The following is a 12,066-nucleotide window of genomic DNA, read 5'->3' on the forward strand; positions in this document are numbered from 1 at the left end:
GCCGACCTTCAACCACCTCCCAGACAACACCCGATTGCTATGCTGCTGATTCCCGCCATCGACCTGAAAGATGGTCACTGTGTACGCCTCAAACAGGGCGATATGGACCAGGCGACGATATTTTCCGAGGAACCGGCGGCCATGGCCCGGCATTGGGTCGACCGCGGTGCCCGCCGTCTGCACCTGGTCGACCTGAATGGCGCGTTCGCCGGCAAGCCGAAAAACGAAGACGCGATCCGCGCGATCATCGAGGAAGTAGGGGGCGAGATTCCCGTCCAGCTGGGCGGCGGTATCCGTGACCTGAACACGATCGAGCGCTATCTGGACGACGGTTTGTCGTACGTCATCATCGGCACGGCTGCGGTGAAGAATCCGGGCTTCCTGCAGGATGCGTGCACGGCCTTCGGCGGTCATATCATCGTCGGTCTGGATGCGAAAGACGGCAAGGTCGCCACCGACGGCTGGAGCAAGCTGACCGGCCACGAAGTGGCCGATCTGGCGCGCAAGTTCGAGGATTACGGCTGCGAGTCGATCATCTACACCGACATTGGCCGCGACGGCATGCTGCAGGGTATCAACATCGAAGCGACGGTGCGTCTCGCCCGAGCGGTGAAGATTCCGGTGATCGCGAGCGGCGGGTTGTCGAATCTCGCGGACATCGAGTCGCTGTGCGAAGTTGAGGACGAGGGCATCGAAGGCGTGATCTGCGGCCGGGCGATCTACTCGGGCGATCTGGACTTCGCGGCGGCTCAAACGCTGGCGGACCGGCTGCGCGAATCAGACGACGCTTGAGGTTCGACGCCCGCAGCGTCGCATTCGCCGCGGCATTGGCGCATGGCCGGGCGTAAAGCGGGCATCAGGCGGGCATCAAGCAGGCGCAAAAGCGGACGATAAGCGGACGCAACGGCGCGTCCGCAAGCGCGTCAAGCCGCACGCATGTGTCTCGGCACATATTCGGTCTGACGCGGCTCGCCGCGTCGACACTGTGCCGCTCGTGAAGTGTCAGGCGAGCGGCCTCATCAGCGGTATTGGCAGAATTGCAAGATCATGGCTCTAGCTAAACGCATCATCCCCTGTCTCGACGTCACGGCTGGACGCGTGGTCAAGGGCGTCAACTTCGTCGAACTGCGCGACGCGGGCGACCCGGTCGAAATCGCGCGCCGTTACGACGACCAGGGCGCCGACGAACTCACCTTCCTCGACATCACCGCGACCTCCGATCAACGCGATCTGATCCTGCCGATCATCGAAGCGGTCGCCTCGCAGGTGTTCATTCCGCTGACGGTCGGCGGCGGCGTGCGCGCTGTCGAAGATGTGCGGCGCTTGCTCAACGCCGGCGCGGACAAGATCAGCATGAACTCGTCGGCGGTCGCGAATCCGCAACTCGTGCGCGACGCGACGGACAAATACGGCTCGCAATGCATCGTCGTGGCAATCGACGCGAAGCGCGTCTCCGCGGACGGCGAAGCGCCGCGCTGGGAAGTCTTCACGCATGGCGGGCGCAAGGCCACGGGCCTCGAAGCGGTCGAATGGGCGCGCAAGATGGCCGAACTCGGCGCGGGCGAAATCCTGCTGACCAGCATGGACCGCGACGGCACCAAGAGCGGCTTCGATCTCGCGCTTACGCGCGCGGTGTCCGATGCGGTGTCGATTCCGGTGATCGCCTCGGGCGGCGTCGGCTCGCTGCAGCATCTGGCTGACGGCATCAAGAGCGGTCACGCGGACGCGGTGCTGGCCGCCAGCATCTTCCACTACGGCGAACACACCGTGGGCGAGGCCAAGCGCTTCATGGCCGATCAAGGCATTTCGGTGAGGTTGTGACGTGGTGAATCCTTCAGCGGTAGATTGGCTCGACAAGGTCAGGTGGGACGCGAACGGCCTCGTGCCCGTGATCGCGCAGGAAGCGTCGACCAACGACGTGTTGATGTTCGCGTGGATGAACCGCGAAGCGTTGGCGAAAACGGTGGAATTGGGCCGCGCGGTGTATTTCTCGCGTTCGCGCCAGCGCCTTTGGTTCAAGGGCGAAGAGTCCGGCCACGTGCAGCATGTGCACGAAGTGCGGCTCGATTGCGACGAAGACGTCGTGCTGCTGAAGGTCGAGCAGGTGTCGGGCATCGCCTGCCACACCGGCCGCCACTCGTGCTTTTTCCAGAAATTCGAAGGCACGGTTGAAGACGGCGGCTGGGTTGCCGTCGATCCCGTGCTGAAAGACCCCGAACACATCTACAAATGACGCAATCCACGCCATCCACCGAATCCGCTTCGTCCACCAGCGACACGCTGCTGCGTCTCGCGGCCATCATCGACAGCCGCAAGGGCGGCGATCCGGACGTCTCGTACGTGTCGCGCCTGTTTCACAAGGGCGACGACGCGATTCTCAAGAAGATCGGCGAAGAAGCCACCGAAGTCGTGCTGGCCGCCAAAGACGCGCGCCACGGCGGCGCGCCGAAAGCACTGGTTGGCGAAGTGGCGGACCTGTGGTTTCACTGCCTCGTGATGCTGTCGCATTTCGACCTGAGCCCGGCCGACGTGCTCGCCGAACTCGAGCGCCGTGAAGGCCTGTCGGGCATCGAGGAAAAGGCGCTGCGCAAGAGCCGCGAGCGCGAGCAGAACGGCGACTGATTGTCCGGGTTTGTCCGCCCTGTCTTGAAGTGATGAACGTCGGCACCCACATTGCACTGAACGCACGGGATCACATCCTTGGGAGGTCGCAAGCATGGAACAGTCGCAGGATAGGTATCCGCCGCCGGTCTACCGCAACGCGCTCGAGCCGGAGCGCGAACGCAGTCTGCGCGCGCTCACACATGTGCTGTACGCGCTGTATGCAGTCCATTGGCTGACGGGTGGTCTGACGATTCTGATCGCGATCATCATCAACTACGTGAAGCGGGCCGACGTGGTGGGTACGCCTTACGAGGCGCATTTCGAGTGGCAGATCCGTTCTTTCTGGATGGCCTTGCTGGGTTATGCGATAGGCGGCGTGCTGCTGTTCGTGGTGATCGGTATTCCGATCCTGTGGGCCGTCAGTATCTGGATGTTGTACCGTATTATCAAAGGCTGGCTATATCTGTACGATAACAAGCCGCTTGCGAACCCGCGTGGCTGGTTCTGAGTTGAGTCCGGTTGTGACCGGGCTCGACATGCACTTGCCCCAACGCGTCTCGCGCTCTAGCCATACTGCGTCAGGAATACGATGAGCCACGATCCGAACTGCCTTTTCTGCAAGATTGCCGCCGGTGAGATTCCGTCGACCAAAGTCCACGAAGACGAGGAGTTTTTGGCCTTCCGCGACATTCGTCCCGCGGCTGAAACGCATGTGCTGGTGATTCCCCGCAAACACATCGCGACGCTGTCGAATTGCACCGAAAGTGATGCGCCGCTGCTTGGTAGAATGCTTGTCTTGGTGGCGCGTCTGGCCGACCAGCTTGGCGTGGCGTACACCGGTGGCGAAACCGGTTTTCGCACGGTAATCAATACCGGGCCGGGAGGCGGGCAAGAGGTGTATCACTTGCACGCGCACATCCTCGCGGGGCCGCGCCCGTGGCTGCGGATGGGCTGACAGAAAATCGTGCGCCGGGAGCTCGCGGCGAGTTTTGGTCGTTGACAATAGCTCGGCCGTTATTTTTTTACTGCATTGTAATGTTGCCGACGTGATCGGCGATCACAATGACACAGCGTAGGGTGGGTTGAGTCGGAACAGCCCGCGCTAACGTATAGATGAAGCGTACATGCTTCGATTCACGCCGCAGGGCGTACAAGTTTTGCCGCACACATGCGGTGTCGGGGTCAAGGAGAGTAGTCATGGGTTCGTTGAGCATTTGGCATTGGCTGATCGTGTTGTTGATCGTGGCACTCGTGTTCGGCACGAAGAAGCTGCGCAATATCGGCGGCGATCTGGGTGGCGCGGTGAAGGGCTTCAAGGAAGGCATGAAGGAAGCCGAAACGCCCGCAGGCGAAGCGCAGCAGCGCGAACTGCCGCGCAACGGCGCCGTGGATGTGGAAGCGAAGGAAAAGACTCCGCGTTCCGGCGATTACCGCTAAGCCGCGGCCCAACCGCGTTACTGACGGACACTCCATTTCATGCTGGACCTCGGTCTAACCAAGATGGCGCTGATTGGCGTCGTCGCGCTGGTCGTACTCGGGCCTGAGCGCCTGCCACGCGTCGCCCGCACGGCCGGCGCGTTGTTCGGCCGCGCGCAGCGGTATATCAACGACGTGAAGGCCGAAGTCACCCGCGAAATCGAACTCGACGAATTGCGTCGCATGAAAACCGAGTTCGAAGCGGCGGCGAGCAACGTCGAAACCAGCGTTCAGGACAATCTGCGCAAGCATGAAACCGAACTGAACGACGCGTGGAATAGCGGCAGCTCGGTGTCGCCGAGCATTGCAGGCGGCGCGCTCGAAGATGCCGGCAATTCGTCCTGGCCGACCAGCACGCCCGCTGCGGCCCCGAAACGCAAGAATTGGCGCGTCAAGCAGACCGCCATGCCCAGCTGGTACAAGCGCGCCACCACGCGCCGCACGCGCGTGCAGTCAGGCGCTGCGCGCGTGGCGCGGCATACGCCGGCCACCATGCGTCGTCCGACGCGGTTTTTCTGATGATCAGAGCGACAATCCCTAACCGAGGGCCGGTGTGAGCGACCCCCAGCAAACCCAGGACGAAGGCACTGAAGAGACCTTCATTTCCCACCTCGTTGAATTGCGCGACCGTATCATTCGCGCCGGCCTTGCCGTCATCGTGGTGTTTGTCGGACTCGTGTATTGGGCGCCGGACATCTTCCGGCTGCTAGCGCGGCCCTTGATGGAGAATCTGCCGAAGGACGGCAAGATGATCGTCACGGACGTGACCGGCTCGTTCTTCGTGCCGATGAAGGTGACCATGATGGTCGCCTTTGTGATAGCGCTGCCGGTCGTGCTGTACCAGGTCTGGGCGTTCGTCGCGCCGGGTCTGTACCAGCATGAGAAGAAGCTGGTCGGGCCGCTGGTGGGCAGCAGCTACACGCTGTTCCTGTGCGGCATGGCGTTCGCGTACTTCGTGGTGTTTCCGACCATCTTTCGCGTGATGGCGCACTACAACGCGCCGCTCGGCGCGGAGATGAACACCGATATCGACAACTACCTCAGCTTCGTGCTGACCATGTTCCTCGCGTTCGGGGTGACGTTCGAAGTGCCGATTGTCGTGGTGCTGCTGGTCCGCATGAATGTGCTGACCATCAAGAAGCTCAAGGAAATTCGTCCGTACGTGGTCGTGGGCGCGTTCGTGATTTCGGCGGTGGTGACGCCGCCCGACGTGTTCTCGCAGCTGATTCTGGCGATTCCGCTGATCGTGCTGTACGAGGCGGGGATCATCGCGGCGCGCTTGATCGTCGGCAAGCAGCCGGCGGTTGTTGAGGACACGCCGGCTGATTGAACCGGTAGTGCGCCTCACGCGCGAGTTGCGCTGACGGATAGTCGAAGGGCCACGGCAAACAAAAAGGGCAGTCCGCAATGGACTGCCCTTTTTGTTGCGGCGTTGCCGTTTGGCTTGCCCTGTCGCCGGCTGCTTCGGTCAGCTGCACCGCGCCGCGCTTACCTTAGGTCGGCGCCCCCGCTGTGCACTGTGCTGTGACTCAACTCCCGCCGCGATGCCGCGCCGTGCCGCTGGCCACTGCACCGTTTCAACCCCCGTCGTCATCCTGCTGATCACCGCCGCCGTTGTCTTCCGCAGGTTGCTTCGGTGGAGGCGGACGCTTGCCGATGGTCACCTCAAGATCCATCTCGCGACTCTTGCGCACCAGGTGGACCTTCGCGGCCGTGCCAGGCTTGATTTGGGCGATGACATTCAATAGACGCGTGGTGTCGGTGATTTCCTGGCCGTTTACGCTCACCAGGATGTCGCCCGGTTTGATGCCCGCGCGGTCGGCGGGCCCGTTCTTTAGCACGCCCGCGACAATCGCGCCGGACTTCTGCTCGAGCCCGAACGATTCGGCGATTTCCGGCGTCACGTCCTGCGGTTCCACGCCGATCCAGCCGCGCGTGACCGAACCCGTCGTGATGATGCTTTCCAGCACGCTGCGCGCGGTCGAAACAGGAATCGCGAAGCCGATGCCGAGCGAGCCGCCCGAGCGCGAATAGATAGCGGTATTGATGCCGAGCAGATTGCCGTTCACGTCGACCAGTGCGCCACCGGAATTGCCCGGGTTGATGGCCGCGTCCGTCTGAATGAAGTTTTCGAAGGTGTTGATGCCGAGGTGATTGCGCCCGAGCGCGCTGACAATACCCATGGTCACCGTCTGCCCAACGCCGAATGGATTGCCGATAGCCAGCACCACGTCGCCCACGCGCGTCTGGTCCATGCGGCCGAGCGTGATGGTGGGCAGATTGGTCATGTTGACCTTGAGCACGGCCAGATCGGTCTCAGGATCGACGCCGATCACCTTCGCGGTCGTGGTGCGGCCGTCGGCGAGTGCGATTTCGATCTGATCGGCGCCGTCCACGACGTGCTGGTTCGTTAGAATGTAACCTTCCGAACTCACTATCACCCCTGAGCCGAGATTCGACGCGGGTTGTTGCTGCTGCTTGCGGTTGTTCTTGTCGCCGAAGAAGTAGCGGAACAGTGGATCTTTTGCACGCGGATCGGGTGGCAGTGAGCCATCCTTGCTGGAGAACACGTTGACTACCGCGGGCATGGCTTTTTGCGCGGCATCTGCATAGGACGCCTGTGCAGGGCCGCTGCCGATGCCTGGCGCCACTTCCCGCAGGGCGACGATCGGTTCGGCGAGTTGCTTGCCGAATTGTCCTTGACGCTGGAGCCACTGCGGCTTGAGGGTCGCAATGATGAACATCAGCGCCAACAGCACGGTCACCGCTTGGGCAAAGAACAGCCAAAAGCGTCTAAGCATCTGAAGACTAGAGGTTTATATGGATCGGATCGAACTTGAATTGTACTTGAACAATCTTCTTGAAACCGCGCGCTTCAAGGACTATTGCCCCAATGGATTGCAGGTGGAAGGGCGTCGCCGGATCAACAAGCTCGCGACCGGCGTGACGGCTTCAGTGGCCTTCCTGGAGGCCGCGCTCGACTGGGGTGCGGACGCTGTGCTGGTCCATCACGGCTACTTCTGGCGCAACGAGGCGCCACAGATCACCGGGCGCAAACACGCGCGACTGAAGCTGCTGATCGCCAACGACCTGAACCTGTTCGCCTACCACCTGCCGCTCGACGACCATCCCGAGTTCGGCAACAACGCGCAGATCGGCGCGAAGATGGGCTGGATCAGCGACGCGCGCTTCGGCGAGAACGATCTCGGCTGGCTTGCCACCTTTCCGATGCCGATCACGCTCGCGCACTTCACCGCGCAAGTCGAGCAGACGCTCGGCCGCACGCCGCTCGTGTTCGGCGATCCGGATCGCGAACTGCGTCGCGTAGGCTGGTGCACGGGGGCCGCGCAAGGCATGTTCGACGCCGCTATTAGCGCCGGCGCCGACGTCTACCTGACCGGCGAGGTGTCGGAGTCAGTCATGCACACCTCGGCGGAAAGCGGTGTGGCGTTCCTCGCGGCCGGCCATCACGCGACCGAGCGTTTCGGCGTGCAAGCGGTGGGCAAGCATCTGTCCGAGTCGTTCGATATCGAGCACGTGTTTATCGACATCCCTAATCCCGTTTGAATTGAAACCCGGGATTAGATAAAAAAGGCACGAATAACACAGAGGGCACTTAAAAGGAGGTGCGAAAAAGTTTGCGAACCGTACGGAGAAACCCTGACTTATCAAGGAGTTCGCACGCTTTTTGGCAATCGGGCCTTGTAAATGCCGACTCCATTCGCGCAAACTAGCGGCGGTAGAAGCGACGTGAAGGAAAAATCCAACTCAGAAGTGGGGCGTGTAATGCGAGACAAGGAAGATGAACGCGTCGACGGCGGCCGCCGTAACTGGCTGATAGCGACGACCGTAGCGGGTGGCATAGGAGGCGTTGCCACTGTCGTACCCTTTGTTAGTTCGTTTGCACCATCTGAAAAGGCCAAGGCAGCAGGTGCCCCGGTCGAAGTCGATATCAGCGATCTCAAGCCCGGCGACATGAAGACCGTCGCCTGGCGCGGTAAGCCTGTGTGGATCATCAACCGTACCGACAGGATGCTTGCCGATGTCCAGAAAGCCGATAACGAAGTAGCGGACCCCCACACCAAGAATCCTTTTTCGATGCCGTTGCCGGAATACTGCAACAACGAGTTTCGTTCACGTTCCGACCACAAGAATCTGTTCGTCGCCGTCGCCGTGTGCACCCATCTGGGCTGTACGCCGACGCCGCGCTTCCAGGAGGGGCCGCAGCCCAATCTTCCAGACGACTGGCCAGGCGGCTTCCTGTGCCCTTGCCACGGCTCCACCTATGACATGGCCGGCCGCGTCTTCAAGAACAAACCTGCGCCGCAGAACCTCGACATCCCGCCTTACATGTTCACGTCGGCCACCGGGCTCGTGATCGGCAAGGACGAGAAAGGAGAAGCGTAATGGCGATCGAACATGAAGTAGAGACGACCGGGCTGGTCGGCTGGATCGACCGCCGCTTTCCGCTGACGTCTACCTGGAAGAAGCACGTTTCCGAGTACTACGCGCCGAAGAACTTCAACTTCTGGTACTTCTTCGGTTCGCTCGCGTTGCTGGTGCTGGTCAATCAGATCGTCACCGGCATCTTCCTCACCATGAACTACAAGCCCGACGCGACGCTCGCGTTCGCGTCGGTCGAGTACATCATGCGCGAGGTGCCGTGGGGCTGGCTGATCCGCTATATGCACTCCACGGGCGCGTCGATGTTTTTCGTCGTCGTGTATCTGCATATGTTCCGCGGGCTTCTCTACGGCTCGTACCGCAAGCCGCGCGAACTGGTGTGGATTTTCGGCTGCGCGATCTTCCTGTGCCTGATGGCTGAGGCGTTTTTTGGCTACCTGCTGCCGTGGGGACAGATGTCGTTCTGGGGTGCACAGGTGATCGTCAATCTGTTCTCGGCGATTCCGTTCATCGGGCCGGATCTGTCGCTGTGGATTCGCGGCGACTACGTTGTCTCGGACGTCACGCTGAACCGCTTCTTCGCGTTTCACGTGATCGCAATTCCGCTGGTGCTGATCGGCCTCGTGGTCGCTCACCTGGTAGCACTGCATGAGGTGGGCTCGAACAACCCGGACGGCATCGAGATCAAGGCGAAGAAGGACCCGGACGGCATTCCGCTCGACGGTATTCCGTTCCATCCGTACTACTCCGTGCACGACTTCATGGGCGTCTCGGTGTTTCTGATCATTTTCGCCGCGATCATCTTTTTCGCGCCGGAGATGGGTGGGTATTTCCTTGAAGCGAATAACTTCATCCCCGCCAATCCGCTGCAAACGCCGCAGGAAATTGCGCCGGTGTGGTACTTCACCGCCTTCTATGCGATGTTGCGCGCCACCACTGATCCGTTCAAGATCGTGTTGATGATCATCGTCGCGCTGCTCGGCCTGTTCGCGCTGGTGCGTGCGCGCGGCAAGTGGAAGCTCGGTTTGCCGGTGCTCGCCGTGCTGGTGGTGCTCGCCATGGCGTTCACCGAATCGAAGTTCTGGGGTGTGGTGGTGATGGGCGGCGCAGTGATTTCGCTGTTCTTCCTGCCGTGGCTCGACCGGTCGCCGGTGAAGTCGATCCGTTACCGACCGTTTTTTCACAAGGTGTTCTACGGGATCTTCGTGCTCGCTTTCCTGACGTTGGGCTTCCTCGGCACCAAACCGCCGTCGCCGGCTTCGACGTTGATTGCGCAAGTGTGCGCGCTGATCTACTTCGCGTTTTTCCTCGGTATGCCGGTCTGGACGCGGCTTGGCACGTTCAAGCAGCCGCCCGAGCGGGTGCGGTTCAAGCCCCACTAATCGCGTGCCAGGAGAACACGAAATGAAAAAACTGCTTTCGACGTGCGCGCTAATTGCCGCGACACTGCTCGCGGTGCTGGCCGGCCCGGCGCACGCGGACGAGAATTTCCCTCTCGACCGCGCGCCCGATAACGCGGAGAATTTCGCTTCTTTGCAGCACGGCGCGCAAATATTTGTAAACTATTGCCTGAATTGTCACAGCGCGAACCTGATGCGCTACAACCGGCTGACGGACCTCGGCATTACGCCGAACGAAATCCAGGCGAACCTGCTGTTCACCACGGATAAAGTCGGCAACACCATGACCGTGGCGATGCGCCCGGACGACGCGAAAGCGTGGTTTGGCGCGAGTCCGCCGGATTTGTCGGTCGAAGCACGGGCGCGCGGCAAGGACTGGCTGTACACGTATCTGCGCAGCTTCTATCGCGACAATACGCGGCCAACCGGCTGGAACAATCTGGTGTATGAGAACGTGAGCATGCCTCACGTGCTGTGGCAGCTTCAAGGGGAACGTACCGCGAAGTTCGGTGACGCAGTCGACGAAAAAACAGGCGAAACAGTGCACAAATTTGTCGGCTTCCAACAGGTCACGCCGGGGACAATGTCGCCGGTAGATTATGATTCTACTGTGGCCGACCTTGTGTCGTACCTGTCATGGATGTCCGAACCAACACAGAAAACCCGCAAACAGCTTGGCGTGTGGGTGCTGCTGTTTCTTGGCATCCTGAGCTTTTTCGCCTGGCGATTGAACGCCGCGTACTGGAAACATATCAAATAATCACGCTGTCACCGGCGTGGGGCCGGCGCCAGGAAAAACCTGCTGGACGGTTTTTCCGCGCGCTGGCCTTTCAGCTTTTTGAGGAAACGTAAACATGATGGTTCTGTATTCCGGCACAACTTGCCCGTTCTCCCAGCGCTGCCGGCTGGTGTTGTTCGAAAAGGGCATGGACTTCGAGATCCGCGACGTCGACCTGTTTAACAAGCCGGAAGACATCGCTGTGATGAATCCGTATGGTCAGGTGCCGATTCTCGTCGAACGGGACCTGATTCTGTACGAATCGAACATCATCAACGAGTATATCGACGAGCGCTTCCCGCATCCGCAACTGATGCCGGCCGATCCGGTTCAGCGCGCCCGAGCCCGTCTGTTCCTGCTCAACTTCGAAAAGGAACTGTTCGTTCACGTCGGCACGCTCGAAAACGAAAAGGGCAAGGCTGCCGAGAAGAACCACGAAAAGGCACGTCTCGCGATCCGCGATCGCCTGACGCAGCTCGCGCCGATCTTCCTGAAGAACAAGTACATGCTCGGTGAAGAGTTCTCGATGCTTGACGTCGCGATCGCGCCGTTGCTGTGGCGTCTGGATCACTACGGCATCGAGCTGTCGAAGAACGCTGCGCCGCTGATGAAGTACGCCGAGCGCATTTTCAGCCGCCCGGCTTATATCGAAGCGCTGACGCCTTCGGAAAAGGTGATGCGTCGTTGAGTTTGGCTTTGGGGTGAGGGCGCCGCGTCTCGATTGTTTTCCGTGCGCGCCCCAACCCGGTAAGAGGACTGTTGATGCAAGAGATTTCCACCAAGCCTTATCTGCTGCGCGCGCTGTACGAATGGTGCACGGATAACGGCTACACGCCGCATATTGCGGTCCGGGTCGACAATCAGACGCGCGTGCCGCGTCAGTTCGTGCGCGATAACGAGATCGTGTTGAACATCAGCTTCGAGGCGACCAGCCAGTTGCAGATGGGCAATGAATGGATCGAGTTCAGCGCGCGCTTCTCCGGCAAGTCGCACAAGATCGAAGTGCCGATCGCCAATATTCTCGCGATCTACGCGCGCGAAAATGGCCAGGGCATGGCGTTCCCGGTCGAATCGGCGGGCGGCGAAGCGCAGGATTCAGGCGCCGATGCGGAACTGGCGGACGAGACCGAGGCGCCGGCTGCACCACGCGCTACGGCGCCGCGCGCGGTCGAATCGTCGTCAACTGCCGCCGATGCGGCTGCCGCCAAAGCGGAAACCTCGACGGACGGCCCGCAGCCTGACGACGACGGATCAAAAGGTGGCGGAAGGGCTCGCCTCAAGATCGTAAAATGAAGTAGAATCACGGCCTCATGCCGGCTTAGCTCATCAGGTAGAGCGCTTGACTTGTAATCATGAGGTGGCGGGTTCGAGTCCTGCAGCCGGCACCAGTAGTACGAAAACGGG

The 12,066-nt window shown here is 60.8% G+C and carries 16 protein-coding genes and 1 tRNA gene; 16 read left to right on the forward strand and 1 reads right to left on the reverse strand.

Annotation, left to right across the window (positions count from 1 at the left end):
- Positions 1-39: 39 nt before the first annotated feature.
- The 9 genes from hisA (at position 40) to tatC (ending at position 5,410) form a co-directional block, all read left to right on the forward strand.
- Positions 40-792 (forward strand): 1-(5-phosphoribosyl)-5-[(5-phosphoribosylamino)methylideneamino]imidazole-4-carboxamide isomerase, encoded by a 753-nt coding sequence (hisA, locus tag P0D84_RS01420; protein WP_054036624.1) that lies wholly within the window; start codon positions 40-42, stop codon positions 790-792.
- Positions 793-1,047: 255 nt separating this feature from the next.
- On the forward strand, positions 1,048-1,821 hold the full coding sequence (gene hisF, locus P0D84_RS01425; RefSeq protein WP_063497498.1) for an imidazole glycerol phosphate synthase subunit HisF: 774 nt from the start codon (positions 1,048-1,050) through the stop codon (positions 1,819-1,821).
- Position 1,822: 1 nt separating this feature from the next.
- Positions 1,823-2,233: a phosphoribosyl-AMP cyclohydrolase gene (hisI, locus tag P0D84_RS01430; RefSeq protein ID WP_408331807.1), complete on the forward strand. Its 411-nt coding sequence runs from the start codon at positions 1,823-1,825 to the stop codon at positions 2,231-2,233.
- Positions 2,230-2,622: a phosphoribosyl-ATP diphosphatase gene (locus tag P0D84_RS01435; protein ID WP_408331809.1), complete on the forward strand. Its 393-nt coding sequence runs from the start codon at positions 2,230-2,232 to the stop codon at positions 2,620-2,622. Before hisI ends, P0D84_RS01435 begins: the two co-directional genes overlap by 4 nt.
- Before the next feature lie 94 nt (positions 2,623-2,716).
- Entirely contained in the window at positions 2,717-3,112 is a 396-nt protein-coding gene (locus tag P0D84_RS01440; protein ID WP_408331811.1) for a DUF4870 family protein, read from the forward strand.
- Positions 3,113-3,193: 81 nt separating this feature from the next.
- Positions 3,194-3,559, forward strand: a complete 366-nt coding sequence (locus tag P0D84_RS01445; RefSeq protein WP_408331813.1) for a histidine triad nucleotide-binding protein — start codon at positions 3,194-3,196, stop codon at positions 3,557-3,559.
- A 242-nt stretch (positions 3,560-3,801) separates the two neighbouring features.
- The gene (gene tatA / locus P0D84_RS01450; RefSeq protein ID WP_408253448.1) at positions 3,802-4,041 is read left to right on the forward strand and encodes a Sec-independent protein translocase subunit TatA; all 240 of its coding nucleotides are present in this window, start codon (positions 3,802-3,804) and stop codon (positions 4,039-4,041) included.
- Between the two features lie 39 nt (positions 4,042-4,080).
- Positions 4,081-4,599, forward strand: a complete 519-nt coding sequence (gene tatB, locus P0D84_RS01455) for a Sec-independent protein translocase protein TatB (RefSeq protein ID WP_408331815.1) — start codon at positions 4,081-4,083, stop codon at positions 4,597-4,599.
- Positions 4,600-4,633: 34 nt separating this feature from the next.
- Positions 4,634-5,410, forward strand: coding sequence for a twin-arginine translocase subunit TatC (gene tatC / locus P0D84_RS01460; RefSeq protein WP_408331817.1), 777 nt, complete (start codon positions 4,634-4,636; stop codon positions 5,408-5,410).
- Positions 5,411-5,657: 247 nt separating this feature from the next.
- Here tatC and P0D84_RS01465 read toward each other — a convergent pair whose 3' ends face one another.
- On the reverse strand, positions 5,658-6,881 hold the full coding sequence (locus tag P0D84_RS01465; protein WP_408331819.1) for a Do family serine endopeptidase: 1,224 nt from the start codon (positions 6,879-6,881) through the stop codon (positions 5,658-5,660).
- A gap of 19 nt (positions 6,882-6,900) precedes the next feature.
- On the opposite strand from P0D84_RS01465, the gene P0D84_RS01470 reads away from it, so the two are divergent.
- The 7 genes from P0D84_RS01470 (at position 6,901) to P0D84_RS01500 (ending at position 12,050) form a co-directional block, all read left to right on the forward strand.
- Complete coding sequence (locus P0D84_RS01470) at positions 6,901-7,647, forward strand: Nif3-like dinuclear metal center hexameric protein (RefSeq protein ID WP_408331822.1); 747 nt, start codon at positions 6,901-6,903, stop codon at positions 7,645-7,647.
- Between the two features lie 219 nt (positions 7,648-7,866).
- Positions 7,867-8,487 carry a ubiquinol-cytochrome c reductase iron-sulfur subunit gene (petA, locus tag P0D84_RS01475; RefSeq protein WP_408339603.1) on the forward strand — a complete coding sequence of 207 codons (621 nt, stop codon included), beginning with the start codon at positions 7,867-7,869 and terminating at the stop codon, positions 8,485-8,487.
- Complete coding sequence (locus P0D84_RS01480; RefSeq protein WP_408331824.1) at positions 8,487-9,866, forward strand: cytochrome b; 1,380 nt, start codon at positions 8,487-8,489, stop codon at positions 9,864-9,866. The genes petA and P0D84_RS01480 overlap by 1 nt, the downstream gene beginning before the upstream one ends.
- 22 nt (positions 9,867-9,888) lie before the next feature.
- Positions 9,889-10,644 carry a cytochrome c1 gene (locus P0D84_RS01485; RefSeq protein WP_408331826.1) on the forward strand — a complete coding sequence of 252 codons (756 nt, stop codon included), beginning with the start codon at positions 9,889-9,891 and terminating at the stop codon, positions 10,642-10,644.
- A gap of 94 nt (positions 10,645-10,738) precedes the next feature.
- A complete protein-coding gene (locus tag P0D84_RS01490; protein WP_006052302.1) occupies positions 10,739-11,350 on the forward strand; it encodes a glutathione S-transferase N-terminal domain-containing protein in 612 nt (203 codons plus the stop codon).
- A gap of 74 nt (positions 11,351-11,424) precedes the next feature.
- On the forward strand, positions 11,425-11,955 hold the full coding sequence (locus P0D84_RS01495) for a ClpXP protease specificity-enhancing factor (protein ID WP_408331828.1): 531 nt from the start codon (positions 11,425-11,427) through the stop codon (positions 11,953-11,955).
- Positions 11,956-11,974: 19 nt separating this feature from the next.
- Positions 11,975-12,050, forward strand: a tRNA-Thr gene (locus tag P0D84_RS01500).
- Positions 12,051-12,066 lie beyond the last annotated feature (16 nt).

The organism is Paraburkholderia sp. RL17-337-BIB-A, from assembly GCF_046025895.1.
Classification (GTDB): Bacteria; Pseudomonadota; Gammaproteobacteria; order Burkholderiales; family Burkholderiaceae; genus Paraburkholderia; species Paraburkholderia fungorum_C.